A 23,979-nucleotide genomic window follows, 5' to 3' on the forward strand; every position below is an offset into this window, starting at 1 on the left:
TTCAGGGCTGGTTTGCAGCCCTGAAGTTTCTGGTGTCTGAGCGATGAACAGCAAACCGCCGATTACCCTGCTGGTCTTTATTGCCATGGCCAGTCCTCTGGCCCTGAATGCCTTTGTGCCAGCCATGCCGGAGGCTGCTGAAGCCCTGGGGACGGATGTTGCCAGTATCCAGCTGACTTTTACCCTCTATCTGCTGACGCTGGCGATCGGTCAGTTAATCAGCGGGCAGTTGGGTGATTACTTTGGTCGGCGTCCGGTGTTGCTGACCGGTTTTGCCCTGCATGTCGGGGGCAGTTTTCTGGCAGCAGCGGCAGTCAACGTGGAAATGCTAATTGCCGGGCGAGTGCTCCAGGCTCTGGGCGGCAGTACCGCCATGGCGCTGGCGCGCACCATTCTGCTGGATGTGCACGGGCGCGAAGGGGCGGCTGGCCGCATGGGTTATCTGGTGATGGCTATCGCTCTGGCTCAGGCTCTGGCTCCGGCCATCGGTGGTTTGCTGAATATCTGGACCGGCTGGAATTCGATTTTCTACCTGTCCGTGGTTATGGGCAGTCTGGTCTGGCTGGTGGCTCTGAAATACCTACCGGAAACCAGTAGTGAACTAACTTCCAGCCTGCGTCCGGGGCAGATGCTCAAACGCTACCGTGAAGTACTGCGCTCGGCCGATTATCGCGGCTATGTTCTGGCCACAACAGCCCTGGCTTCGGCTTTCTATCTGTTTGTCGGCAGCACGCCCTATATCGTGGTGGAACAGCTGCAGGGGAATTCAGCTGATTTTGGTCTCTGGTTTTTGACCATCTCCTTCTCTTTTATGGCTGGAAGTTTTCTCTCCACCCGCCTGGCCCCTTTTTTTCGGGTGGATCAAATGCTGCTGTTGGGCAATGGCCTGGCAGTGGTGGGCTCGGGTTTATTGGTATCGCTGGCCTGGGTGGGCGAGTTGAGTTACCTGGGATTGTTTCTGCCCATGGCCCTGGTGGTCTTGGGGCGGGGTTTAAGTCAGCCCAATGCCCAGTCGGCTGCGATCAGTGCCACTCAGGGGGCTGCAGCTACAGCTTCGGGGCTGATGGGCTTTATCCAGCTGTTGATTGGTTCGGCCATAGCGCAAACAGTGCCCTACCTCTTACAGCTGGGTTATCTCTGGGTGTTTGCGGGCCTTTTTGTGGCCTGCATCCTGCCGGTGGTGGCTCATCTCTATGCCTGGCAAAGGCGAGCTGAGCCCACTGCAAAAGAAGAGTAGAAGGCGCGCCTTCTCAATTCATGTCGTTAAATGAGGTTTAATCATGGGTGAACTGGCCCTGGCTGCAAAGATTACACACGTTCCTTCCATGTATTTATCCGAGCTGGATGGCCCGCAAAAGGGTTTTCGTCAGGCCGCGATTGATGGCCACAAGGAGATCGGTCGCCGTTGCCGGGAACTGGGTGTGGATACCCTGGTGGTCTTTGATACCCACTGGCTGGTCAATGCCAGCTACCACATCAATTGTGCGCCTGAATTTGCCGGTAATTACACCAGCAATGAATTGCCTCACTTTATTTCCAATATGCCCTTTGAATTCAGTGGCAACCCGCGTTTGGGACAATTGATTGCCGAGGAATGCCAGGCACAGGGCGTGGAAACCCTGGCGCATGACCAGACCTCCCTGGACCCTGAATACGGCACCCTGGTACCCATGCGTTATATGAATGAAGACCAGCATTTCAAGGTGGTCTCTATCTCGGCCATGTGCATGGCCCACTATTTAAATGACAGTGCCCGCTTGGGCTGGGCGCTGCGCCAGGCCGTGGAAAAGCACTACGATGGCAAGGTAGCCGTGCTGGCCAGTGGCTCCCTGTCGCATCGTTTTGCCCAGAATGGCCAGGCACCGGGATTTGCCACCAAGGTTTGGAGCCCTTTCTTGGAAAGGCTGGATCAGGATGTGGTGCGCATGTGGGAAGCGGCGGAATGGAAGGACTTTTGTGAAATGCTGCCTGAATATGCCGTCAAGGGTCATGGTGAAGGCTTTATGCATGATACCGCTATGCTGTTGGGCTGCCTGGGCTGGTCGGAATATGATCAACCCGCCGAGGTGGTGACTCCCTACTTTGGCAGTTCGGGAACCGGGCAGATCAATGCCATCTTCCCGGTTTCGCCCGTCAGTGGTGAGCAGGTGCCCGGCCCCCAGGCCTCGGTCAGTGACGCTTCGGCTGCCAGCGGCGGTCGCCTGTAATTTCTGTCCCCAGCGGACCCAAGAGGATGCCATGTCCACGATAAAAAATCCCCACCGGCTGATTATTCTGCTGGCTGCCCTGGTGGCTTTCGGTCCTCTGTCGATCGATATGTACCTGCCCAGTCTGCCGTTGATTGCATCAGATCTTCAGGCGGCGGAAGGGGATATTCAGCTGACCATCAGCGCTTTTTTGTTGGGCCTGTTTATCGGTATGCTCTTTTACGGCCCGCTATCGGACAAGGTGGGTCGGCGTCCTCTGCTATTGGGCGGTATCGGCCTTTATCTGGCGGCCAGTGTGGCCTGCTTTCTGGCCACCTCGGCGGATTGGCTGATTGCAGCACGTTTTCTTCAGGCTCTGGGGGCGGCTGCCGCTTCGGTGCTGGCTCGCGCCATCGTGCGTGATCTCTTTCCGCTGGAAGAGGCGGCGCGGGTGCTCTCGCTGATGCATCTGGTCACCATGATTGCCACCCTGATGGCCCCGCTGGTCGGTGGCTATCTGATTCTCTTGGCTGGCTGGCGCTCCCTGTTTGTGGTGCTATTCGTTTTTGCCACCCTGATGCTGTTGTTCAGTAGTTGGAAAATTCCCGAGACCCACCACGGCAGCTCCAGGGGCTCGAGTGTGGCGCGGGTGTTTAAATCCTATGGGCTGATCCTGCTGCAGCCGGTGGCTGTGGGTTACATTCTCAGCATGTCGCTAACCTTCGCCGGGATGTTTGCCTACATCACGGCCTCACCCTTTGTTTACATCGGTTTTTTTGATGTCTCCCCACAAAACTATGCCTGGCTGTTCAGCCTCAATATCGGCGGGATTATCCTGCTGGTGAGTCTCAATGCCCGCTATGTGACCCGGATTGGCACTCAAAAACTGCTAACGGCTGCTGCTTTTCTGGCTGCGGCCTCAGGGCTCTTGCTTGTCCTGGCCGGAACCACGGGTTGGGGTGGCCTGCCTCTGATCGTGGTGGCCCTTTTGGGCTTTGTCAGTGTGACTGGCGTGGTGGGTTCTAACTGCATGGCCAGCCTGCTCTCGCGTTTTCCCGAGCAGGCCGGAGCAGCAGCAGGCATTGCCGTGGCTTGTCAGTTTGGGATGGGGGCTTTGGCCAGCTCTCTGGCCAGCGCCCTGCACGATGGCACCCCTCTGCCCATGAGTCTGATTATCGGCCTGATGGGGATGGGGGCCTTGGCCGCTCTTTTGCTAACCCGTCAGCCCGTCAAGTGATACCAGAGTCTTAGATGCAGGAGCCTGGCTTATGTTGACAAAACTTAATATGTTAATTAGATTTGACAGAAGGTCGCTTGCAAGGCGTTGCCCGGTTTTTCGACCTGCTATTACAAGAATCAAGAGGTAGTCTTATGCCGCATTTTATCGTTGAGTATTCGGGCAATCTGCACGAACGCCTCGAATTTCAAAGCCTCTTCAAGGAGCTGCACGAGTATGTCGTTTCCACCGGTGAATTTCCACTGGGTGGTGTGCGCAGCCGGGCTATCCGTTGTGATGATTTTCGGGTAGCCGATGGGCGTGAAGACTTCGCTTTCCTCAACCTGACCCTGAAAATCGGTCATGGTCGCGACCCTGATCTCAAAAAAGAGGTAGCCGAAGAAGTCTTTCGCATCCTCTGCAACTGGATGCAGCCCATCACCGATGAGAGCTACTGCCAGATTTCCTTTGAAATGACTGAACTGGACCCGGTTCTCAAATTCAACAAGAACAACATCCATCCGCTGTTTAAAAAATAGCGCAGCGGTGTTGGTTACCCGGCCTGCATGCAAGCGGGCGGGGTGACACCCAGAGATAAGCACTCGATTAAGACGTGTAAGACAATAAAAACTACTCGGAGACACGCCATGAAAAATCTAGGCACTCAAGTCAAAACCCTGGCTGCTGCTTCCCTGCTGACCGTTGGTCTGGCCGGAACCAGCGTAGCTACCGCTTCTACCACCCTGGTTGTCGGCACCTGGATGCCACCCAGCAACCCCATGAATACCGTGGTTTGGCCTACTTGGGCTGAATGGGTCGAAGAAGCCACCGATGGCCGCGTTGAAGTCAAGATTGAACATGACCTGGGCCATCCACGCACCTACTTCCAACTGGTTGAAGATGGCGTTATCAATGCTGGCTGGAGCTACCACGGTTACATTCCCGGTCGCTTCAACCTGCCCATGGCCGTAGAACAACCCGGTATGGGTGTAAACGCCGAAGCGGCTTCTGCAGCCCTTTGGGACGTTCACCAGGAACACTTTGCCCAGGCCAATGAATACCAGGGTCTGGAGCTCCTGGCCCTGCTGACTCACGGTCCCGGCCAACTGCATACCCGCGAGCCGATCGAAAATCTGGATGACCTGGAAAACAAGCGCATTCGTAGCGGCGGTGGTGTTCAGGCCGAACTGGCCGAGCGCCTGGACGTGACGCCTGTTTCCGCACCCGGTTCACGTGTTTATGAAATGCTGCAACAGGGCGTTATCGATGGTGTTTTCATGCCTGCTCAAGAACAGCGCTCACTGCGTCTGAACGAAGTGGCCCCCAACCTGACTGTCTTCCCTGGTGGCATGTACCTGGGCAGCTTTGCCATGTTCATCGATCCCTACTTCATGGAATCCCTGGACCCGGAAGATGCCGAAGCCATCCGCAGTGTTTCCGGTCGCCAGCTGTCCATCCTGGCCGGTCAAGCCTGGGACGAAGCCGACGAACAGGGTCTGGAATACGCACGTGAAGAAGGCGTGAACGTGGTAGTTCTGGAAGAAGACGATGCCATGGTTCAGGAATTCCGCGAACTGACTGAAGGCATGGATCAACAGTGGATCGACAGTGTGACTGCCGAGGGTGTTGATGCTGCCCAGGCACTGGAAGATCTGCGCCGCATTGCTCGTGATTACCAAGAAAACAATTAATAGCCCTGCAGGATGCAAGGTGATTGTGCGGGCTAGTCTGAACCTTGATTCAGTCTAGCCCAAATCAGCCGCCACAGCTGATAACTGCTGACGGCAAGACAATAAAAACTACTCGGAGACACGCCATGAAAAATCTAGGCACTCAAGTCAAAACCCTGGCTGCTGCTTCCCTGCTGACCGTTGGTCTGGCCGGAACCAGCGTAGCTACCGCTTCTACCACCCTGGTTGTCGGCACCTGGATGCCACCCAGCAACCCCATGAATACCGTGGTTTGGCCTACTTGGGCTGAATGGGTCGAAGAAGCCACCGATGGCCGCGTTGAAGTCAAGATTGAACATGACCTGGGCCATCCACGCACCTACTTCCAACTGGTTGAAGATGGCGTTATCAATGCTGGCTGGAGCTACCACGGTTACATTCCCGGTCGCTTCAACCTGCCCATGGCCGTAGAACAACCCGGTATGGGTGTAAACGCCGAAGCGGCTTCTGCAGCCCTTTGGGACGTTCACCAGGAACACTTTGCCCAGGCCAATGAATACCAGGGTCTGGAGCTCCTGGCCCTGCTGACTCACGGTCCCGGCCAACTGCATACCCGCGAGCCGATCGAAAATCTGGATGACCTGGAAAACAAGCGCATTCGTAGCGGCGGTGGTGTTCAGGCCGAACTGGCCGAGCGCCTGGACGTGACGCCTGTTTCCGCACCCGGTTCACGTGTTTATGAAATGCTGCAACAGGGCGTTATCGATGGTGTTTTCATGCCTGCTCAAGAACAGCGCTCACTGCGTCTGAACGAAGTGGCCCCCAACCTGACTGTCTTCCCTGGTGGCATGTACCTGGGCAGCTTTGCCATGTTCATCGATCCCTACTTCATGGAATCCCTGGACCCGGAAGATGCCGAAGCCATCCGCAGTGTTTCCGGTCGCCAGCTGTCCATCCTGGCCGGTCAAGCCTGGGACGAAGCCGACGAACAGGGTCTGGAATACGCACGTGAAGAAGGCGTGAACGTGGTAGTTCTGGAAGAAGACGATGCCATGGTTCAGGAATTCCGCGAACTGACTGAAGGCATGGATCAACAGTGGATCGACAGTGTGACTGCCGAGGGTGTTGATGCTGCCCAGGCACTGGAAGATCTGCGCCGCATTGCTCGTGAGTATGAAGCTCAAAACTAGGAGTTGAAAATGTCATTTGTTGCCTGGTTGAAGGCTCATTATGACGAGAAGGGGCCGGCCCGCTGGCTGGCCTTTCTACTCGAACTGATTGCAGCCGTCATGCTGATGGGGCTGATGCTCCTGACCTGCATCGATGTGGCCGGTCGTTACCTGTTCAATAATCCGGTACCGGGTGCAATTGAGCTGACCCAGATCGGCTTGGCGATCATGGTCTTTGCGGCCATGCCGGTAGTGACCTGGCGCGGTGGGCATATTGTGGTCGATCTGCTGGATCGCTATCTGCCCACGGGGTTGGTGAAATTCCTGTCCCTGGTGGCGGCCCTGGTGATGTCGGTTTCCTTCTATTTTCTGGGAACCCGGATTTATGAGCTGGGCGAGCGCTCCATCCGTCGTGGTGAGGTGACCGAATTCCTGGGTATCTCCAGTGGCTACGTGGTGCAGTATATTGCCCTGATGAGCTGGGCAACCGCAGCCGGGATGATCACCTACGGGATCTATCGCATCCTCTTTCAAGACCCCTCCAAATAGAATCCAAAACGAGTATTCATTATGTCAGTCTTGCTGATCGGCTTTGCTGTTCTTCTTTTCCTGATCGTATTCGTGCGGATGCCGATCGCATTCGCCATGGGCTTGGTGGGCTTTTTTGGCTTTGCTGTCATGATGGGGTTGAGCTGGGACAATCTGGATTCCTATCGTTGGGTCGGGGTTTTGTCCATGGCTTCCAACCGGGTGGTCAGCACCGTCCAGAACTACAGCCTGTCAGTGATCCCCCTGTTTATTCTGATGGGCAACCTGGTGATGCGCTCCGGGTTGTCGCATGAACTCTATCAAGCTTCCAATGCCTTTTTGGGACACCGCAAGGGTGGCCTGGCCATGGCTACGGTCGTCGCCTGTGGTGGTTTCTCGGCCATCAGTGGTTCCAGCCTGGCGACTTCAGCGACCATGTCCCGCGTGGCCATGCCGCCTATGCGCAAGTATGGCTACAATGATTCCCTGGCTGCTGCCACTATCGCTGCTGGTGGTTCCCTGGGTATCCTGATTCCACCCAGTGTGATCCTGGTGGTTTATGGTTTGCTGACTGAAACCAGTATTCGTGAACTCTTTGCTGCCGGTTTCCTGCCCGGTCTTCTGGGTGTGGCCCTTTATCTGGCGGCCGTTCGTTATGTGGTCTGGCGCAATCCGGCGGCTGGTCCTGCCGGTGAAAAAACCAGCTGGAAAGAACGCTTTCAGGCCCTGCGTGGTGTCATCGGTGTTTTGGGTCTTTTCGTTCTGGTGATGGGTGGTATCTACCTGGGGGTTTTCACTCCCACGGAAGCAGCCGGTATCGGTGCCGGGGGCGCTTTTGTGATTGCCCTGCTGCGTAAATCCCTGACCTGGAGCAGCCTCTTTGACACCCTTTCGGATACAGCACGTACTTCGGTCATGCTTTTTGCCGTGGTCATCGGTGCCCTGATTTTCTCCGACTTTGTTAACCGGGCCGGTCTACCCGACATGCTGCTGGGTTTTGTCACCTCCCTGGATGTTGCTCCTATTGTGGTCATCCTGGCAATTATGGGGATTTACCTGCTGCTGGGTATGGTCTTTGAGAGCCTGTCGATGATGCTTTTGACCATCCCCATTTTCTATCCGGTTGTTGCCAGCCTGGGCTTTGATCTGGTCTGGTTCGGCATTGTGGTAGTGATTGCCATCGAAATCAGTCTGATAACGCCACCGGTGGGGATGAATGTCTTCGTACTCAGTGCCGTTATACGCGATATCAAGACAGGCACTATCTTCAAGGGGGTGACTCCCTTCTGGTTTGCCGACATTATCCGTTTGCTGCTGGTGCTTTTCGTGGCCCAGATAGCACTTTTCCTGCCCGAACTCCTGTATCGCTAGGGATGGGAAGAAGTACAGACTAACTGCCAAAGGCAGGAGGAATAATTATGCTGTCCGATTTTCGCAAGATTCTCTATGTGTCTGATCTGGAAGCTGGCTCACGGCCAGCCTTCCGGGCTGCGGTGAGTCTCTGCAGTCACTATGATTCCAAGATCACCTACCTCCATGTCATCGAGTCCCTCTCGGGAACAGCTCGCAGCGTATTGAGTAACATGATGGAAAAGCAGGATATGGAAGGTATGCTGCAGGAAGGCATCGCCAAGCTGAGAGACAAGGTGGCCGGTCGCCTGGAGCGCTTTTGCCAGCAGGAGCTGGAAGACCAGGACAAGCTGACACCGGAACAGGTCGATGTGCGGGTTGAAGAGGGCACGCCCTGGAAGGCAATTCTGCGGGTCGCAGATGAAATGGATGCGGATGTGATTGTGATGGGAACGCGCAAGCATTCCACCCTGGGTGAGATTTTTGTCGGCTCAACGGCGGGGAAAACCCTGCATCACTCCAAACGCCCGATTCTGATCGTGCCCCTGAATGATGAAGAATAATAGCAAAGGCCTTAACCTTTGCTGAGTTCCTGTAGATACTCGGCTGCGCTTTCGGCCAGCTGGGTATCTTCGGCTTCACTGGCTCCGGATATACCCAGAGCGCCCACCTGAATCTCGCCTAATTTCAACGGCACCCCACCACCAAAAAAGGCCAGTCCTTCTTGCAGCGGCAGACCGGTTTTGGCACCGGGCGACACCTTGTCAAAGCGTTCATCCCAAAGATGAGTCGGGGTGGAAAAAGCCAGCGCCGTACGCGCCTTGCGCAGGGCAATCTCCTGGCTGGGTTCCGGAGCCGAGTCCATTTTAAGACGCAGGATTGCCAGACCACTGGCATCCAGAAGCGTCAGGGCGATGTCTTTGCCCAGGTGCTCAGCCTCTTCAAGAACTCGATCAGCAAGCAGGCGAGCTGCTTTTAAATTAAGGCTGGTGGTTTGCCGAGTTAATGAGTGCATATTAATTTTCAATTCTTTCCAGGTTTGATTTGCGAGAGTTTATTCAAGAGTTCGCTTAACTGATCCATGTTTTCCTGGGTAAATTGGCGACTGATTTCCTGATAACGACTTTCCAGCAGGGGAGAAACTCGCTCAAACATTTCCTCGGCCTTGGGCGTTAAACTGATTAATACCCGGCGTTGGTCTTCAGGTGAACGTCGCCGCTGGATATAGTCCTGCTGTTCCAGACGACTGATAATACCCGTCAGACTGGGACTGAGAATGCAGCAGAAATCAGCCAGTTGTTTGGATTCCAATTCCTGGTGTTCTGCCAGAGCCCGGATGATGCGCCACTGCTGCTCTGTAAGGGGAATCTCTTGCAAGAGGGGGCGGAAAAAATTCATGGTGACTTCCCGCGCTTTGAGTAATTTCAGCGGCAAGGATTCTTCGTATTTACGCATGGGCTCTAGTATTAAATGTCTGACGTTTAGCTGGGCCAGAAAAGTGAAATTTAATCAGGGTTAAAGCGCCCAATTTTAGCCTTTTATGAGAGATTGATAAAGGTTTGGTGACTCCTGAGTCAGGCATTTTTATTGGCTTTTTCAGGACTGGGTGACTTATTGAGCAGTCATTCTTTTTAAATTTATTTTATTCCTGTAAGCTCTAAAAAATATAGCAATAATATGGTGAAGCCAAGCAGTCCCAGCGAATAAATCAGATTGTTTTTTACCAGGAAGACCGCGCGGGCATGAAACCTGGCTTGCAGGATAAAATTTACCCCGCTAAAGGCACTGCCGGACATGGACAGTGAGGTAGCAGCAATATAGGCCAGGGCCATGAGGGTGGGGGTTGTGGTGACCTCGGCCAGCAAACCGGCAAAGATGGCTACCAGGGCAAACTGATGAATACCGGCATAGGCCAAAACCACGATAGTGACCAGTACCAGGGAGGCCACGCTGGCATTGGTTTCGGCAACTGGCAGACTGACTAAACCGACCTGAATGCAAGCCTTGACCCCGGCTGCCAGAAAACCGGCACAGAGAAAGAGCGCCACTTCAGCTCGGGCATCGGCAAGTTTTTCCTGAAGATGTTGCACAAAAGCTTGGCCTGCCTGAAGAGGCCCGGAACGCCAGGTTAGCAGTGTCAGAGGAGTCAGGATAGCAAGCAGGGAGACCAGTCCTATCGTGGGCTCTTGGGGCCAGAGCCAGTGGGCCAGCAAAATGCTGGCGACCAGAGTCAAGGGTAGCAAAAGCGTCTCGGGTGTCAGTGGATAGCCGGAATAGCGCGCCAGTTGGCGTGGATAACGCAGGCGCAGATCTATCCCGGTAAGGACCAACCCTGTAGCGGCTAGCAGGAGCGCCGGTGGGTAGATACTCCCCAATTGACTGCCAGGCACCTGCTCCAGCACCAGCGGCAGGATGCTTAAAAAAGGTGACCAGATCACCGCCAGACTGAAGCCGCGAGCTACGATGATTTGCGATAGTGGCGGCAGGCGCTGGCCACGTTTAAGCTGCTCGCCAACCAGTAGCATTGAAGAAAAGTTGGCCACTGAAGAAAAGATATGCATGCCGCCCAGGGTCCAGAGGGCATTGGCCGGACCGGGTTGCTGTTGGGAGCGATGAAGCTGAGTGCTCAAGCGGATAAAATTGACCGCAGCCAGGAGCATTGCCAATTTCAGATGTTCTTCCAGCAGGCGCAATAAACTGACCTGGGAGCCAGCCTGCCAGGCCCAGCTGGCAAAACCCAATCCCACCAAAAATAGCACCAGAATCTGGATTTTCTGTTTACGCTTGAGACGGGCATATTCCAGCAGTACAAAAGCCCAGGCAGTGAGGGTTGCTGGCTGGATAAAATCCAGGTGGGTCAGGGTGGAAATCAGGGCCAAAATCAGGGTGGTAAATAACAACCAGCCGGATAGGCCCAGCAGGGCCGAGGATTGATAGCCTCGTTGAAGTTTGGCCATTAACAAGTTCACACCGGACTCCTAGGAAACCTCTGATTAACTACTGTGCTTGGTGATACTGCGTTGAAATTGACCTCAAAATGCTCATTTACTTTATGTAAACTCCGCTTTCTCGGCCAATTTCGCCTTGCTTGACCTGCGCTCGTGACGTTGATCGGAGGCATCCTAGTTTTGCGACTGTCGGTATTGTTGGGTAGTCAGGCCGGTGTTGCGTTTGAAAAAGCGCGAAAAATAGGCAGGATCGCTAAAGCCGAGCTGATAGCAGATTTCACTGCTGGAAAGATTACTGAAGGTTAAGAGTCGCTTGGCTTCCTGCAGCAGGCGGTCGTGGATAATCTTTTTGGGTGAGCGGTTGGCAATGCGCTGGCAAATTTGATGCAGGCGGCTTTCGGAAATGCCCAGTTCTGAGGTGTAGGCGCGCAGTTGCCAGTGATGCTGGTAGTGCTCCTGTATCAGGTTGGAGAACTGGCGGAAAAAGCGGAGATCATCATTATTGACCGAGGTGCTGGCCGTCCCACGATTGGAAAGGCGGCTGATCTGGATGAGTAGCAGGCGCACCAGGGTCTGCAGGGTCAACTGCTTGGCCGGATAATCATGATTCCATTCCCGCCCCAGGGCTTCCAGGGTATGCACGATCAGCCCCCAGTGAGCGGTTTCCTCGGCATCCAGGTCTTCCAGCGACAGGCTGAGTTCTTGATTGAGTTGGGTCTCCAGCTGCTGCTGAAGGCCGTCGCGTAGCAGATGCCAGATAATCGATTGATGCAGAGTAAGCACATGCCCGCAGGCATCCGGCGAGGTCAAAAAGGAATGCGGCACCGAGGGCGGCGTTAGTACCAGCGTGGGCCCCTGGCTGGAATAGATCTTGTCATCGATGTGAAAGCGCACTTCACCGCGATCGATATAGTGGATTTGCAAATACTGGGCATGGCGATGAACGGGCATATCCCGGCCAAAAAAGACCGCCAGATTCTCCAGGACATCATAATGAATCGGCGCATCCAGATAGCGCCGGTCATAATCCTGCCCAAGGATGATATTGGGTATCCACTCGTTCTGATCCATAGGCCTGATCATAAAGCACGGAGGTTAAAAAAGGGAAAAACACACCTTGGGATGCCTCTGATTAACTAGTGCACTCATCAAGTTAATCCAAGGTTCCCCAGGCTTCTAAGTGTTCTTCCCTTACGGGAGCAACCCGCTTTAATGCGGGTTGCCGGTCAATCACAATAAAAACTTGCGATTAACGCTTACCCAGGGTGGGAACCCGATGGGTGCCGTGGGCGACACAGACGTTTTTGGTTTCCATGTAGAAATCAAAACTCCAGTCGCCACCGTCACGGCCAATGCCGGACATCTTGATGCCACCAAAAGGCGAAGGCAGGTTGCGGTTGTTCTCGGAGTTAACCCAGAGCATACCCGCTTCGACATGCTTGGCCATACGCATGGCACGACCGGTATTTTCCGTCCAGATATATCCGGAGAGGCCATACTCGGTGTCATTGGCGATGGCAATGGCTTCTTCTTCGCTATCGAAGGTAATGGCTGTCAGAACCGGACCAAAGATCTCTTCCTGGGCGATGCGCATCTTGTTGTTGGCTTCAGTGAAGAGAGTTGGCTCCAGGTAGTTGCCCGCAGGGTCGATCTGGTTGCGCGCTTCTTCGATACGCTTGCCACCCACGGCAATCTTGGCACCATCATCCTTGGCGATATCAAAGTAGCTGAGCACCTTGTTGTAGTGCTCGGTGTGAACCAGTGGACCAACTTCTGTTTCCGGGTCGAGGGAATGACCCACGCGCAGGTTGCGAACGCGCTCTTCCAAGGCAGCAAGGAATTTGTCGCGGATACCGCTCTGGATCAGCAGACGACTGGAAGAAGTACAACGCTGGCCATTGAGGCTGTAAATCATGAAGACAACCGCATCCAGCGCGCGTTCGAAATCGGCATCATCAAAAACAATCACCGGGTTCTTGCCACCCAGCTCAAAGTGCATCCGCTTGAGGGTATCGGCACCCTGGCGCATGACATGGGAGCCGGTGGCGGATTCACCCACCAGAGCTACCGCCTTGATGGCGGGGTGTTCGGTCATGCGCTTGCCAACGCTTTCACCAAAGCCGTTGACCATGTTCCAAACGCCCTTGGGCAGAACTTCATCGGCAATCTCGGCCAGGATGCGGGCACTCAGCGGGGTCAGTTCCGCTGGCTTGTGTACCACGGTACAGCCGGCAGCCAGGGCGGGAGCAATCTTCCAGGTGGAGAGCATGAAAGGCGTGTTCCAGGGGGTAATAATGCCCACGGGACCGATGGCCTTGCGGATGGTGAAGTTGGTGTGCTCTTGCTGGTGCAGAGCCTGACCATCCTGGGCTTCAGGTGCCTTGTCGGCAAAGAAGCGGAAGTTGGCGGCACCGCGCTCAGCTGCTTTTTTCATAAAGCGGATGGGCTGACCGCAATCCATGGATTCCACCAGGGCGATTTCATCGGCGCGCTCGACCAGGCGATCGGCGAACTTGTTGAGCAGGCGCTTGCGCTCTGCACCCGGGGTAGCGGCCCAGCTTTCAAAGGCATCCTGAGCGGCCTGACAGGCGGCATCCATGTCGGCGGTGCTGCCGGCCATGATTTTACCGATGGAGGTGTTGTCGATCGGCGTGATGTTGTCGTATTCCTGGCCACCCTGACCCAGGGTGAATTCACCATTGATGTAATGGCCAAAGGTGCTGCTCTTAAAGCGTTCCAGGTACTGCTGGGCACGTTCCAGATTGCTGCTGAGAGTTTCGCTCATTGTTTTTCTCCTGCAACTTAGTAGTTGTCGCCGTAGTATTCCTGCTCGCTGACCATGCGGGTCTCGAGAGAGCAGACATCTTCAATTGAACAGACGATGGTGTCGCCTGGCTGGCAGTCGACGATGCCGTGAGGCGTGCCGGTGCAGATCATGTCGCCAGGATTCAGGGTCATGATCTTGCTGAGGTACTCAATGATGAAGGGCACATCAAAGATCATGTCCTTGGTGGAACCATCCTGGGTCAGCTTGCCATTGACGGTGGTGGTCAATTTGAGGGCATTGGCATCAGGGATGTCAGCGGTATCCACGATCCAGGGCCCCATGGGCAGCAGGGAATCGCGGCTTTTGACGCGCAGGTTGGGGCGGTAGTAGTTTTCCAGGTAGTCGCGAATGGCAAAGTCATTGCAGACGGTATAACCCGCGACGTAATCCAGTGCGTCTTCACGCTTGATGTTCTTGCCGCTCTTGCCAATGACCGCGACCAGTTCGCACTCATAGTGCTGGTAGTCGATGTTGTCAGGGCGATAGCTGACCTGCTTGTGGCCGGTCAGGGTGTTGGCATGCTTGATGAAGACCAGAGGCTCCTTGGGCGGCTCGAAAGCCAGCTCGGTGGCATGGTCGGCATAGTTGATGCCCAGCGCGAAAATGGTGCCGGGTTCCTTGACCGGGGGCAGCCAGGTGATCTGATCGGAATCCAGGCTCACATCCAGTTGCTCGCCTTCACTGGTGGTGATGCGATCCTGGCCATCGATGGTGATGTCCAGTTCGCGGCCATCAAAAAGTATGCGTGCGTGTCTCATGGTTCAGGCCCCTCCCAGCGTGTTTTTCAGGGTGCCGACACCCTCGATGCTTGCTTCTACCTGGTCGCCCTGGGCAACCGGCACTCGATCACCGGCAAAGCCGACGGCGATGATTTCACCCGGTTGCAGGGTCATGATGTAGGAGATCTTGCTGATCAACTCGGCGACACTGCGTTCCATCTGGCTCAGGTCAAAACGGCTTTTTTCTTCGCCCTTGACGCTCAGGGTCACGGTCAGGGCATCGGGGTTGCTGATTTTGTCAGCAGGGACGATTTCAGGACCGACCGGTGCAGTGGTATCCAGGCATTTGCCCTTGATGTCAGGGCGGTAGTAGCTTTCTTCAGGCAGGGAAAAATCACCCACCAGGGTGTAGCCACCGACATACTGCAAGGCTTCTTCGGGGCTGACGCGGCAGGTTTCCTTGCCGAGCACCACGCCCAGGCTGGCACCGACGACCATGGATTCCACGGCCTGGCCTGAAAAATCCTTGGCCCATTCGATGGTGGCACCATCGGTGTTCCAGGTATTGCGTGGCTTGTAGTAGAGAACCGGCTGGGTGGGCGGCTTCTTGTAGGGCGCTTCGTTGAACGTCCCTTCCAGGGCAGCAAGCTGCTTCTTGTCGTTCAGGGCGACACAGATCAGTTTGCTGTTAACCAATGTCTTTTTAGTCATGATTAACCTTCTTGTGTTGTTGGCGGCCTGTCAGTAGCCGGCCTGAGGTTTCTCTTCAGTGGCAGGCTGACCCTGTTTGAAACGCTGGGCCAGTTTGCGGGTTTCGTTAGCCAGAATCAGGGTGTCCACACCCACACCGACAAAATCAGCCCCTTCGTTGACATAGTCAGCGGCCAGATCAGGGTCGAGGCACAAAAGCCCGGCATACTTGTCGGTGGCGCGTATCTTGTTCAGTCCCTGATTGATGGCTTCGACCACGGCAGGATTTCCGGCATCACCGGGATAGCCCATGGAGGCAGAAAGATCCGAGGGGCCGATAAAGACACCATCCACGCCTTCCACTTCCAGAATGGCATCCAGGTTTTGCAAGGCACTGGCGGTTTCCACCTGAACCAGCAGGCAGATTTCCTCATTGGCTTTATGCAGATAACCGGGCACCTGGTTCCAGCGGGCTGCTCGGGCCAGGGAGGTGCCCAGACCGCGAATACCCTGGGGTGGGTAGCGCACAGCCTGTACCAGCTGCCGAGCCTGTTCGGCGGTTTCCACCATGGGCACCAGCAGGGTTTGCGCACCGATATCGAGTAGCTGTTTGATCAGGGCGGTATCGCCTTCCACACAGCGCACAATGGGCGCAACGTCATAAGGGGCCAGGGCCTGCAGATGGCTCATGATGGTGCGCAGATCAAAGGGCGCGTGTTCGCCATCAATCAACAGCCAATCAAAACCGGCCAGACCGGCAATTTCTGCAGCGGAGTTATCTGGTAACCCCAGCCAGAGGCCGTACTGGGTTTCACCTGTGGCCAGCCCCTGCTTAAAACGATTCTTGGGCAGTTCCATATGCGTCTCCTTCACTCGCTAGCCGAGGATTTACTCGAAATTCAGGGTAACGCCACCCAGGGAGCCAAAGTCAGCATGCACGGTATCGCCTGCCTTGACCGGAACCGGGCGGGTAAAGGAGCCGGACAGGATGATTTGACCGGGTTCCAGGCCCACACCGTGAGGGGCAAAGCGTTTGCAGACCCAGCTAATGCCCTTGAGCGGGTTGCCCAGGACACCACCGGCCAGACCGGTTTCTTCGATCTGACCGTTGAGATACAGCATGGAGCCAGCCCAGCGCAGGTCGATATCCAGCGGCTTGATGGGGCGGCCACCAAGAACGATCCCGGCATTGGCGGCATTGTCGGAGATGGTGTCATACACCTTGCGGGTGTAGCCGGTTTCCGGATCGGTTCTCAGGCAGCGGGCGGCAATGAGTTCCAGCGAGGGGATGACGTAATCGGTGGCATTGAGAACATCAAAAATGGTGACATTTTCACCGAAAAGCGGCTTTTTCAGGACAAAAGCCAGTTCAACCTCAATACGCGGATCGAGAAAATCCGAAGCCTTCACGGTGGCTCCGTCTTCAAACAGCATGTCATCCAGCAAGACACCATAATCGGGCTCATCGATATTGGAGGACATCTGCATAGCACGGGAAGTCAGGCCGATCTTGTAGCCCAGAACCTTGCGGCCATCTTCCAGCTTGCGATCCACCCACTGCTTTTGGATGGCATAGGCATCGGCCATGGTCATGTCGGGATAATCAAGGGTAAGGGCCGGAATCTGCTTGCGGTTGACTTCTGCTTGGTAGAGGCGGTCTGCTGCTGCTTGGATTTGTTCTTGATTTAACATGCCTGGAGCACCTTGTTAGCTGTTGTGCGTTGGTTAAGAAATGCGTCTTGCGGCCTGGATTTTTGATGTCTTTATAGAAAGCCGTAAGTAATCACTCTCGGTATTTTAGTTAATATATTAAGTAAGTCAATATCTGATCACCAGCAAAGTGAAGCCCGGTTCGGGCGGCAAAGCAGGGGGCAGTCAGGCGACACTTTTGCGCTTAAAAGAAGGCATTTAAAAGCAGGTATCAGCAGCAAGCGACTGCTTGAAGTGGCTTTTTTTGAGGCGTTAACCGGTGGGCTATTGACGGTCGGGGAAACATCTCTATAATGGCGGGCACCTACCAAGCGCAAACGCTTGATCCCTGTGCCGGAATGGCGGAATTGGTAGACGCAGTGGATTCAAAATCCACCGCCCGAAAGGGTGTGCCGGTTCGAGTCCGGCTTCCGGTACCACTTAAGATTCAATCTTTGTTTCTTTCTCCTTCATTTCGACAAGTCTCTTGCTTGCTTTCAAGCAGGCTGCTTAGCTCCCCTTTTTTGCCCCGTACCAAGATGCTCTTACCTATATCAATGCCTTTTCGGAGTATTAGGCAAGAAAGCAATATTTTCGTGTCTTCAAATAAAGTGGTGGATCCTCGAAGATTTTATGGGTCACTAACTGCTAGGAGGATCCAGAATGATTGCTGATGAAAACTATACACTGGCTAATGGCGTAGCGATTCCCAAGTTGGCACTGGGCACCTGGATGATTGAGGGTGCGGATGCCGTTGAAGCTGTGAAACAGGCCATCCAGATGGGTTATCGTCAGCTGGATACTGCCCAGGATTATGGTAATGAAGCCGAGGTGGCTGAAGGTGTGCGCGCCAGTGGTGTTAAACGCGAAGAGATTTTTGTCACCAGCAAGCTGGCGGCCCAATACAAGTCTTATGAGGAGGCTGCGGCAGCCATAGATGCTTCGTTGGAGCGCATGGGTTTTGATTATCTGGACATGATGATCATTCATAGTCCGCAGCCCTGGGGTGATTTTGGTTCCAGCGATCGCTTTGCCGAAGGCAACCAGGCGGCTTGGCGAGCACTGGAAGCTGCCTACAAAGCGGGCAAGTTGAAAGCGATTGGCTTATCCAATTTTCAGGCAGTGGATATTGATAATATTCTTGAACACTGTTCTGTCGCTCCCCAGGTTAACCAGATTCTGGCCCATATCAGTAACCTGCCTCGTGATCTCATTGATTATTCCCGCGATAAGGGACTCTTGGTGGAAGCCTATTCTCCCGTCGGTCATGGTGAGCTGTTCAAAAACCAGGATATTATTCAGATGGCCGCGAAATACGCGGTTTCCGTGCCTCAGCTTTGCATTCGCTATGACCTGCAGCTAGGGCTTTTGCCTCTTCCGAAAACGGCGAACCCCGAGCATATGAAAAACAACCTGGATGTGAATTTTGAAATCAGTGATGAGGACATGGCCTTTTTGGATGGTCTTGAACTGATCAAGGATTACGGCGAAGCCAGCGTCTTTCCGGTTTTCCAATAATCGGGTTAGCCGGATAAAAATAGCTTCAGGCCCCCTCCTCAGGGTGGGGGCCTGCTTTCCGATAGGGGCTTATCCAACAGATCCTGGTTATAGGAACTTTCATGTTTGGGGATGCCTGGCGCAGCTCTCCTGCTCTTGCCTGCTTTTCACCAACTGAGCCGGTTTGCCAGGAGCAATTAAAGCCGAATTGAGGCGTGCAATGACGGCTGGGCAGGCCAGCGGGTTGATCTGACTAAAAGTAGGGGCTGGAAGTATGACAAGAGGGCTTATGAAAGTGGTTTACTGGATTCTTGCAATCGTCGGTATCGCCTGCCTGGGTGTTCTTCTCTATTTGCATCATCCCAAGTTTGGTGACTTGCCGGAAGGTGAGGCCCTGGTCGCGATTGAAGCCTCGCCGCATTATGAAGAAGGTACTTTTCGCAACCTGATACCTACGCCGATGTTTGCCGGAGACAAAACCTTCCTGCAGGTACTTACCGAAAATCTAGCCTCAAGTAACGAAGGTTTGACCCCTGAAGAAGCCCTACCCACTTGGGCGACTGAGCTAGATGCTCTGGACCCTAACAAGAATCTGGTGGTCTGGTTGGGTCATTCTTCCTTTTTTATCCAAATCAATGGGCTGCGTTTATTGCTGGATCCGGTATTGAGCGACCAGGCCGCACCCCTGGGGTTTTTAAATCCCGCCTATGCAGGAACCAATCTTTTCTCCGCGCCCAAGCTGCCGGCCATTGATGCCCTGTTGATCAGTCATGATCACTGGGATCACCTGGATTACCCCAGTATCCGAGACCTTGAGCCCAAGGTTGAACAAGTGCTTGCTCCCTTGGGAATCGGTAGTTACCTGCGTGGTTGGGGCTATTCTGAAGAAAGAATTCGTGAAGGTGACTGGTTTGATCATTTTGATCTGGGGCGGGAGGTGCGCGTTCATCTGATTCCGGCGCGTCACTACTCCGGCCGTTTGCTGACTCGCAATAAGACCCTCTGGGCCGGTTTTATTCTGGAAACGCCTGAATTGCGTCTACTCTTTAGTGGGGATTCTGGCTACGGGCCGCATTTCAATGAATTAGGTAGGCACTTTAACGGTTTTGATTTTGTCGCCCTGGATAGCGGTCAATACGATGAGCGTTGGCCCTATATTCACATGAATCCTGAGGAAGCGGCCACTGCGGCTGAAAATTTGGGGGCCCGAGCCATGATGCCTGCTCATGTGGGTCGGTTTACCCTGGCCAGGCACCCCTGGCAGGAACCCTTCCAAAGATTAGTCGAGGCAAGCCGGGATAAACCCTACAAGCTGGTTACGCCCAGAATTGGTCAGGTTCTGTTTTTGGATCAATTGGAGCAAACGCCGCTGGATCGCTGGTGGCAATAAGTAGCACCAGTTGAAAGGACAAGAGGCGGGATTTTTAGCTCAGGTGTGTGGAGGTGGGAAATGGTTGGAAAAGCACTAACAGCGGGTGAGCGGAGCAGCTTCAATTCCTTGAAAGCCTCTGCGGAATTGGCCCAACAGATCGATCGTCATACACAGGGCGTTCACCTACAGCCCACTGCTGTAGAAGGGCTGAATCTGCATCGCTGGGAGCAGCCCACAGAACCAACCAGTTATATGTTGGCCCCCAGTATTTGTTTGATCGGCCAGGGGCGCAAGCAGTTGGTGGTGGGCGAAGACACCTTTGTCTACGATAGCAATCATTTTCTGATTACATCCATCGATTTGCCCGTCGTCTCCAGAATTCTGGAAGCCAGCTCTGAAGCGCCCTACCTGGGTTTAACCATGGAAATCAATTTGCGCGAGCTATCCAGCCTGGTTCTGGAAAACCCGATCAGTGATCGTGACCGCTCGGAAGACTCTCTGGGTGTTGCGGTTAGCCGGGTTGAAGAGCCTTTGTTCGATGCTTTTGAGCGCCTGCTCAGGCTTTTGGATACACCTGAAGATATTAAAACGCTGGCGCCACTGATTCAGCGGGAAATTATCTATCGTTTGCTAAAAGGCGAGCAGGGCGGGCGTTTACGTCAAATCGTTGCTTCGGGGCGCAACAGCTATCGGGTGGTACGCACGCTGGAATGGTTGAAAGAGCACTACAACGAATCGATCAAAGTGGATGAAATGGCGAGTCGGGCGGGGTTAAGTGTCTCGGCTTTTCACCACCATTTTCGGGCGATGACAGCGATGACTCCCCTGCAATACCAAAAACGTATCCGTCTGAGTGAGGCCCGGCGTCTGATGATGACAGAGCATCTGGATGCATCCCGCGCGGCTTTCCAAGTGGGTTATGAAAGCCCTTCACAATTCAGTCGTGAATACAGTCGCATGTTTGGTGCGCCGCCGATGCAGGATATCCGTAAGCTCATACAGCAGTCAGCCTGAATTCGGTGAGAGGGTCGCCGTGCTTAGAGTTTAATTTTACCCCTTGCTTAGGCGGTTCAGGTTTTATAAAGCAACAGGAACTTTATTATGCAGTTAAAACGCTTGGTCCAATTAGCCCTTTTCAGCTTGTCATTGGGGGTTCTGGCCCCGTCTGCAGTCGCAACAGAAGAAACCTTGAGTACGGCAATCAAGACCCTGGTTATTGTTTCTCATCCCTATCCTGAGCGTTCGGTCATGACGCTCGGCATGCAGGAAGCTGCCGAGCGGGTTGAAGGTGTGACGGTAAGAAATCTGGAAACCATCTATGGTTTTGATACCCGGGCCATAGATGCGGCCAGAGAACGGGAATTAACTCGCCAGCACCAACGGATCGTGTTCATGTTTCCGACTCATTGGTTCAACATCACGCCGATGATGAAAGCCTATCTTAATGATGTCTGGGGAAGTGCCGGGCCGGGTTTGTGGCAGGGCAAGGAAATGCTTCTGGTGACCACAGCTGCCGGAGGAAGCTCTACCTATGGTGAAAGCGGTCGCGTGGGTTTTGAGTTGAGCGATGTCTTTGCCCCGATGAAAGCCAGCGCCTTGCATGCAGGTATGACTTATTTGCCGCCTCTGGCCTTTGAGGCCTTTTCCAGATCGAAGTTGCCCGATTACCAGCGTCAGTTGATTGAACGACTGCAACGCTAGTTGCAATAAAACCTGCCTTACTCGCATTTCTCAAACGGTTCTGATCTCGTCCCCGGCTGGGTTGCATAGAAGCCTGGAGGCACTGTTATGAATCGACCTGCTGGCTTGCACCGGTGAGCATCTGCAGGTCGACAGTTGGAGGTTGCGGGTCAAAACTCAATAAAAACAGTGGAATATGTTCTAAATATAGCATCGAGTACATCTAAATACCTATCTTTTAAAGGGATATTTATCTGTTAATCTTGGCAAGCTTTTAAGGCTGATGGGCAGTCTTGCTGATTGTTAAAGGTTAGGTGAGAGAAGGAATATGAAGAAGAAAAAGTACTCGCAGGTCTTTTTTGGGGTGATCGCAGTGATTGTTGTGGTGCTTGCGGTCATGCGCCAGTTAGAGGTGGCCAAGTGGCCGGAAACCCAGGCGACGATCGTTCTGGCCGAGGTGGTCAAGGAAACCGAACTGGAAAGCAAAAAGGACAGCAATGGTAATAAAACCACCTATATCGAAGTCGAGTACTACGTTGAGATCGAGTACGAATTTGAGGTAGATGGTCAAGTCTATCGAGGCGACTATGAAACTGAAGACTTTGAGAGTGAAAGCTATGTTGAGCGCCTGCGCGATGAACGTTATTCAGAAGGTACTCTCCTGACCGTAAAATACGATCCTGAAGATCCTACCGATAATCTGGTTCATAACTAATCAGGCTTCAGGGGCTGGTTTGCGGTCCCTGGCACTAGCTAAGTGTGTCTTTAGAGGGTTCGATCACCTCGGTTGCTGCAGGCCAGAAATCACCGGGCCCCTTGCTATGGGTGTGACGTTTAATGAGTTGCATCAGTTGTTGCTGGCTGGAATGCAGCTCCTGATGCGAGCAGTTTTGACTGGCCAGACGGGTATACAAACGGTGGGAGGCTGTAGCCAGTTCCCTGTGTCCGAGCTGGGTGGCTGTGGTGGTGATTTTTTCCAGTTTGTATTTGAGTAGCTGGGTTTCTGCCGCCTGGGGCAATCTCTTTGCCTGTAGACAGGTTTCCAGTTGTTGCGCATGCCAGATTAAACTGGCATGGGCTGGGTGCTCCGAATCCTTGATTTTGCGGCCTTGCATGGGTTGAATCCCCTTTTAAATCTTATCGGTTTTAAAAGAACAAACGGTAACTTTAGTTCCACCTTCGGTATAGTTTATTTGGTCAAAACATAGTTCTCGGGCAATTTTAATGCCCTGGCCACTGATGGCCGGTTGCAGGTTTTGTTGCTCCTGGTGATTCTTGTAATCAAAACCCTGACCCTGATCTTTAATGCTGATTCTGGTCTCTGTTTGATTTTTGAATACTTCCAGTTGCAGGGCGAGTTTTTGTCGGGGTGTAGCCTTGATGCATTTTTCCAGGTGCTGGTAATACTTGCCCGCCTGGAGAAGCTGGCTTTTTTCCTTGGAGGTGATGCCAAGGTTGCCGTGTTCCAGAGCGTTAGTGAGGAGTTCAGTCAAGCCGATTTTGGCCTTGACCGGTTGTGGAAAATGCTTGGCCAGCCGGTCTGCCAATTCATTGACCTCTTTCAGACTGCTGACCAAATGGGTACGTCTCCTCGGTTTTTTAAAAATACGGTTAATTAAATTTTCAGGAACTTCTTTCAGTCGATTTCCCGTCATGACTTTTTCCTTAGGTTGGGACAATAACCTTATTTTTGTTAGGTTTGTTTTTGGTGCCCAAGTTATTTAAAGTGTTTAAGACTAGAGCATTTTTTGGGTCTTAAACATATTTTTTGTTAGTTTCTTGTTTCCTGTTTATTTTTAGCAATTATTGGGCCTTAATAGCCTTTTTAAAATTATGGTTAACTTTTGGTGCAGGTAATAGAAAATTCCTGTTCGGATATTTTCCGGGTGGGGTTTAATTTGCCGGGGGTTGCCCAAATAGTATTAGTCAATACTAATCAATCGTGAGGATGACTATGAGTAATGTCTCTCTTGTGGCCTGCCCTTCCTGTCTGGCCTTTAACCGGATACCAACAGAACGCCTTAAAGATGGTCCTAAATGTGGCCAGTGCAAAAATGCAGTGCTTCCAGGCGAACCGGTGGAGATCAATCAGCAGAATTTCCAGCCGCTGGTGCTCCAGGGGGATTTGCCGGTAGTGGTGGATTTCTGGGCCAGTTGGTGTGGTCCCTGCAAAATGATGGCGCCTGTCTTTGCCGAAGCCGCACAGGAGTTTCAGGGAACTTTTCGGTTTGCCAAGGTGAATACCGAGGATAATCAGGCCTTGGCGGCCCAATACGGGATTCGCAGTATTCCTACGCTAGCTGTTTTCAAAGGTGGGAAGGAGATTGCCAGGCAGGCTGGTGCGCTGCAGGGCAGTCAGTTAAAAAGCTGGTTGCAGCAGTTTGTTTGATTGCCAGTAAAAAAGCCGTGCTCGTTTGAGCACGGCCGTGAAAACGGGG

General features: G+C 53.5%; 26 protein-coding genes and 1 tRNA gene. 16 read left to right on the forward strand and 11 right to left on the reverse strand.

Translation table 11 applies throughout. From position 1 onward, the window contains the following. The first annotated feature begins 43 nt into the window (after window positions 1–43). From DFK18_RS05165 to DFK18_RS05205, 9 genes are all read left to right on the forward strand, one after another. Window positions 44–1,237, forward strand: coding sequence for a multidrug effflux MFS transporter (locus DFK18_RS05165; RefSeq protein WP_114417163.1), 1,194 nt, complete (start codon window positions 44–46; stop codon window positions 1,235–1,237). Window positions 1,238–1,280: 43 nt separating this feature from the next. Then, a complete protein-coding gene (gene hpaD, locus DFK18_RS05170) occupies window positions 1,281–2,207 on the forward strand; it encodes a 3,4-dihydroxyphenylacetate 2,3-dioxygenase (RefSeq protein WP_114417165.1) in 927 nt (308 codons plus the stop codon). Window positions 2,208–2,238: 31 nt separating this feature from the next. Further along, window positions 2,239–3,423 carry a Bcr/CflA family multidrug efflux MFS transporter gene (locus DFK18_RS05175; protein WP_114417166.1) on the forward strand — a complete coding sequence of 395 codons (1,185 nt, stop codon included), beginning with the start codon at window positions 2,239–2,241 and terminating at the stop codon, window positions 3,421–3,423. 134 nt (window positions 3,424–3,557) lie between these two features. Next, window positions 3,558–3,941, forward strand: coding sequence for a 5-carboxymethyl-2-hydroxymuconate Delta-isomerase (locus DFK18_RS05180; RefSeq protein ID WP_114417167.1), 384 nt, complete (start codon window positions 3,558–3,560; stop codon window positions 3,939–3,941). A gap of 108 nt (window positions 3,942–4,049) precedes the next feature. Further along, window positions 4,050–5,093 carry a TRAP transporter substrate-binding protein gene (locus tag DFK18_RS05185; RefSeq protein ID WP_114417168.1) on the forward strand — a complete coding sequence of 348 codons (1,044 nt, stop codon included), beginning with the start codon at window positions 4,050–4,052 and terminating at the stop codon, window positions 5,091–5,093. Window positions 5,094–5,218: 125 nt separating this feature from the next. Further along, complete coding sequence (locus tag DFK18_RS05190; protein ID WP_114417170.1) at window positions 5,219–6,262, forward strand: TRAP transporter substrate-binding protein; 1,044 nt, start codon at window positions 5,219–5,221, stop codon at window positions 6,260–6,262. 9 nt (window positions 6,263–6,271) lie between these two features. After that, window positions 6,272–6,790 carry a TRAP transporter small permease gene (locus DFK18_RS05195; RefSeq protein WP_114417171.1) on the forward strand — a complete coding sequence of 173 codons (519 nt, stop codon included), beginning with the start codon at window positions 6,272–6,274 and terminating at the stop codon, window positions 6,788–6,790. A 21-nt stretch (window positions 6,791–6,811) separates the two neighbouring features. Next, window positions 6,812–8,140 carry a TRAP transporter large permease gene (locus tag DFK18_RS05200; protein WP_114417172.1) on the forward strand — a complete coding sequence of 443 codons (1,329 nt, stop codon included), beginning with the start codon at window positions 6,812–6,814 and terminating at the stop codon, window positions 8,138–8,140. Between the two features lie 47 nt (window positions 8,141–8,187). Further along, window positions 8,188–8,682: a universal stress protein gene (locus DFK18_RS05205; RefSeq protein ID WP_114417174.1), complete on the forward strand. Its 495-nt coding sequence runs from the start codon at window positions 8,188–8,190 to the stop codon at window positions 8,680–8,682. 11 nt (window positions 8,683–8,693) lie between these two features. Here the strand turns inward: DFK18_RS05205 and DFK18_RS05210 are convergent, their stop codons facing one another. From DFK18_RS05210 to hpaH, 9 genes are all read right to left on the reverse strand, one after another. After that, window positions 8,694–9,134 carry a GlcG/HbpS family heme-binding protein gene (locus DFK18_RS05210; RefSeq protein WP_114417175.1) on the reverse strand — a complete coding sequence of 147 codons (441 nt, stop codon included), beginning with the start codon at window positions 9,132–9,134 and terminating at the stop codon, window positions 8,694–8,696. A gap of 8 nt (window positions 9,135–9,142) precedes the next feature. Beyond that, a complete protein-coding gene (gene hpaR, locus DFK18_RS05215) occupies window positions 9,143–9,574 on the reverse strand; it encodes a homoprotocatechuate degradation operon regulator HpaR (RefSeq protein ID WP_114417177.1) in 432 nt (143 codons plus the stop codon). A 182-nt stretch (window positions 9,575–9,756) separates the two neighbouring features. Next, window positions 9,757–11,088 (reverse strand): hypothetical protein, encoded by a 1,332-nt coding sequence (locus DFK18_RS05220; protein WP_245944338.1) that lies wholly within the window; start codon window positions 11,086–11,088, stop codon window positions 9,757–9,759. Between the two features lie 153 nt (window positions 11,089–11,241). Then, the gene (gene hpaA, locus DFK18_RS05225) at window positions 11,242–12,138 is read right to left on the reverse strand and encodes a 4-hydroxyphenylacetate catabolism regulatory protein HpaA (RefSeq protein ID WP_114417540.1); all 897 of its coding nucleotides are present in this window, start codon (window positions 12,136–12,138) and stop codon (window positions 11,242–11,244) included. Between the two features lie 178 nt (window positions 12,139–12,316). Further along, a complete protein-coding gene (gene hpaE / locus DFK18_RS05230; protein WP_114417180.1) occupies window positions 12,317–13,852 on the reverse strand; it encodes a 5-carboxymethyl-2-hydroxymuconate semialdehyde dehydrogenase in 1,536 nt (511 codons plus the stop codon). Between the two features lie 17 nt (window positions 13,853–13,869). Then, window positions 13,870–14,652 carry a fumarylacetoacetate hydrolase family protein gene (locus DFK18_RS05235; RefSeq protein WP_114417181.1) on the reverse strand — a complete coding sequence of 261 codons (783 nt, stop codon included), beginning with the start codon at window positions 14,650–14,652 and terminating at the stop codon, window positions 13,870–13,872. A gap of 3 nt (window positions 14,653–14,655) precedes the next feature. Then, window positions 14,656–15,324 (reverse strand): fumarylacetoacetate hydrolase family protein, encoded by a 669-nt coding sequence (locus DFK18_RS05240; protein WP_114417182.1) that lies wholly within the window; start codon window positions 15,322–15,324, stop codon window positions 14,656–14,658. Between the two features lie 30 nt (window positions 15,325–15,354). Next, window positions 15,355–16,161, reverse strand: a complete 807-nt coding sequence (hpaI, locus tag DFK18_RS05245; RefSeq protein WP_114417183.1) for a 4-hydroxy-2-oxoheptanedioate aldolase — start codon at window positions 16,159–16,161, stop codon at window positions 15,355–15,357. Window positions 16,162–16,191: 30 nt separating this feature from the next. Beyond that, window positions 16,192–16,995, reverse strand: a complete 804-nt coding sequence (hpaH, locus tag DFK18_RS05250) for a 2-oxo-hept-4-ene-1,7-dioate hydratase (protein ID WP_114417185.1) — start codon at window positions 16,993–16,995, stop codon at window positions 16,192–16,194. Window positions 16,996–17,345: 350 nt separating this feature from the next. Between hpaH and DFK18_RS05255 the strand changes: the two genes are divergently transcribed. The 6 genes from DFK18_RS05255 (at window position 17,346) to DFK18_RS05280 (ending at window position 22,256) form a co-directional block, all read left to right on the forward strand. Further along, window positions 17,346–17,432: transfer RNA gene (locus DFK18_RS05255), tRNA-Leu, on the forward strand. 223 nt (window positions 17,433–17,655) lie between these two features. Further along, complete coding sequence (locus DFK18_RS05260; RefSeq protein WP_114417186.1) at window positions 17,656–18,510, forward strand: aldo/keto reductase; 855 nt, start codon at window positions 17,656–17,658, stop codon at window positions 18,508–18,510. 268 nt (window positions 18,511–18,778) lie between these two features. Then, on the forward strand, window positions 18,779–19,879 hold the full coding sequence (locus tag DFK18_RS05265; protein ID WP_218563905.1) for an MBL fold metallo-hydrolase: 1,101 nt from the start codon (window positions 18,779–18,781) through the stop codon (window positions 19,877–19,879). A 60-nt stretch (window positions 19,880–19,939) separates the two neighbouring features. Continuing rightward, window positions 19,940–20,875 (forward strand): AraC family transcriptional regulator, encoded by a 936-nt coding sequence (locus tag DFK18_RS05270; RefSeq protein WP_114417188.1) that lies wholly within the window; start codon window positions 19,940–19,942, stop codon window positions 20,873–20,875. 87 nt (window positions 20,876–20,962) lie between these two features. Continuing rightward, window positions 20,963–21,562 carry an NAD(P)H-dependent oxidoreductase gene (locus DFK18_RS05275; RefSeq protein ID WP_114417190.1) on the forward strand — a complete coding sequence of 200 codons (600 nt, stop codon included), beginning with the start codon at window positions 20,963–20,965 and terminating at the stop codon, window positions 21,560–21,562. Window positions 21,563–21,869: 307 nt separating this feature from the next. Next, entirely contained in the window at window positions 21,870–22,256 is a 387-nt protein-coding gene (locus DFK18_RS05280; RefSeq protein ID WP_114417191.1) for a DUF3592 domain-containing protein, read from the forward strand. A 34-nt stretch (window positions 22,257–22,290) separates the two neighbouring features. Here the strand turns inward: DFK18_RS05280 and DFK18_RS05285 are convergent, their stop codons facing one another. Both DFK18_RS05285 and DFK18_RS05290 read right to left on the reverse strand, forming a co-directional pair. Continuing rightward, entirely contained in the window at window positions 22,291–22,656 is a 366-nt protein-coding gene (locus tag DFK18_RS05285) for a hypothetical protein (RefSeq protein WP_114417193.1), read from the reverse strand. A 15-nt stretch (window positions 22,657–22,671) separates the two neighbouring features. Beyond that, on the reverse strand, window positions 22,672–23,196 hold the full coding sequence (locus DFK18_RS05290) for an ATP-binding protein (RefSeq protein ID WP_114417195.1): 525 nt from the start codon (window positions 23,194–23,196) through the stop codon (window positions 22,672–22,674). 299 nt (window positions 23,197–23,495) lie between these two features. Between DFK18_RS05290 and trxC the strand changes: the two genes are divergently transcribed. Continuing rightward, window positions 23,496–23,930, forward strand: a complete 435-nt coding sequence (gene trxC, locus DFK18_RS05295; protein WP_114417196.1) for a thioredoxin TrxC — start codon at window positions 23,496–23,498, stop codon at window positions 23,928–23,930. Window positions 23,931–23,979 lie beyond the last annotated feature (49 nt).

It is taken from the genome of Marinospirillum perlucidum (assembly GCF_003336805.1).
GTDB lineage: Bacteria > Pseudomonadota > Gammaproteobacteria > Pseudomonadales > Halomonadaceae > Marinospirillum > Marinospirillum perlucidum.

Excerpts from the sequence above, each read along its gene's own strand:
- DFK18_RS05165 (WP_114417163.1), top strand. The coding sequence starts at position 44 with ATGAACAGCAAACCGCCGATTACCCTGCTGGTCTTTATTGCCATGGCC.
- hpaD (WP_114417165.1), top strand. The coding sequence starts at position 1,281 with ATGGGTGAACTGGCCCTGGCTGCAAAGATTACACACGTTCCTTCCATG.
- DFK18_RS05175 (WP_114417166.1), top strand. The coding sequence starts at position 2,239 with ATGTCCACGATAAAAAATCCCCACCGGCTGATTATTCTGCTGGCTGCC.
- DFK18_RS05180 (WP_114417167.1), top strand. The coding sequence starts at position 3,558 with ATGCCGCATTTTATCGTTGAGTATTCGGGCAATCTGCACGAACGCCTC.
- DFK18_RS05185 (WP_114417168.1), top strand. The coding sequence starts at position 4,050 with ATGAAAAATCTAGGCACTCAAGTCAAAACCCTGGCTGCTGCTTCCCTG.
- DFK18_RS05190 (WP_114417170.1), top strand. The coding sequence starts at position 5,219 with ATGAAAAATCTAGGCACTCAAGTCAAAACCCTGGCTGCTGCTTCCCTG.
- DFK18_RS05195 (WP_114417171.1), top strand. The coding sequence starts at position 6,272 with ATGTCATTTGTTGCCTGGTTGAAGGCTCATTATGACGAGAAGGGGCCG.
- DFK18_RS05200 (WP_114417172.1), top strand. The coding sequence starts at position 6,812 with ATGTCAGTCTTGCTGATCGGCTTTGCTGTTCTTCTTTTCCTGATCGTA.
- DFK18_RS05205 (WP_114417174.1), top strand. The coding sequence starts at position 8,188 with ATGCTGTCCGATTTTCGCAAGATTCTCTATGTGTCTGATCTGGAAGCT.
- DFK18_RS05210 (WP_114417175.1), bottom strand. The coding sequence starts at position 9,134 with ATGCACTCATTAACTCGGCAAACCACCAGCCTTAATTTAAAAGCAGCT.
- hpaR (WP_114417177.1), bottom strand. The coding sequence starts at position 9,574 with ATGCGTAAATACGAAGAATCCTTGCCGCTGAAATTACTCAAAGCGCGG.
- hpaA (WP_114417540.1), bottom strand. The coding sequence starts at position 12,138 with ATGGATCAGAACGAGTGGATACCCAATATCATCCTTGGGCAGGATTAT.
- hpaE (WP_114417180.1), bottom strand. The coding sequence starts at position 13,852 with ATGAGCGAAACTCTCAGCAGCAATCTGGAACGTGCCCAGCAGTACCTG.
- DFK18_RS05235 (WP_114417181.1), bottom strand. The coding sequence starts at position 14,652 with ATGAGACACGCACGCATACTTTTTGATGGCCGCGAACTGGACATCACC.
- DFK18_RS05240 (WP_114417182.1), bottom strand. The coding sequence starts at position 15,324 with ATGACTAAAAAGACATTGGTTAACAGCAAACTGATCTGTGTCGCCCTG.
- hpaI (WP_114417183.1), bottom strand. The coding sequence starts at position 16,161 with ATGGAACTGCCCAAGAATCGTTTTAAGCAGGGGCTGGCCACAGGTGAA.
- hpaH (WP_114417185.1), bottom strand. The coding sequence starts at position 16,995 with ATGTTAAATCAAGAACAAATCCAAGCAGCAGCAGACCGCCTCTACCAA.
- DFK18_RS05260 (WP_114417186.1), top strand. The coding sequence starts at position 17,656 with ATGATTGCTGATGAAAACTATACACTGGCTAATGGCGTAGCGATTCCC.
- DFK18_RS05265 (WP_218563905.1), top strand. The coding sequence starts at position 18,779 with ATGAAAGTGGTTTACTGGATTCTTGCAATCGTCGGTATCGCCTGCCTG.
- DFK18_RS05270 (WP_114417188.1), top strand. The coding sequence starts at position 19,940 with ATGGTTGGAAAAGCACTAACAGCGGGTGAGCGGAGCAGCTTCAATTCC.
- DFK18_RS05275 (WP_114417190.1), top strand. The coding sequence starts at position 20,963 with ATGCAGTTAAAACGCTTGGTCCAATTAGCCCTTTTCAGCTTGTCATTG.
- DFK18_RS05280 (WP_114417191.1), top strand. The coding sequence starts at position 21,870 with ATGAAGAAGAAAAAGTACTCGCAGGTCTTTTTTGGGGTGATCGCAGTG.
- DFK18_RS05285 (WP_114417193.1), bottom strand. The coding sequence starts at position 22,656 with ATGCAAGGCCGCAAAATCAAGGATTCGGAGCACCCAGCCCATGCCAGT.
- DFK18_RS05290 (WP_114417195.1), bottom strand. The coding sequence starts at position 23,196 with ATGACGGGAAATCGACTGAAAGAAGTTCCTGAAAATTTAATTAACCGT.
- trxC (WP_114417196.1), top strand. The coding sequence starts at position 23,496 with ATGAGTAATGTCTCTCTTGTGGCCTGCCCTTCCTGTCTGGCCTTTAAC.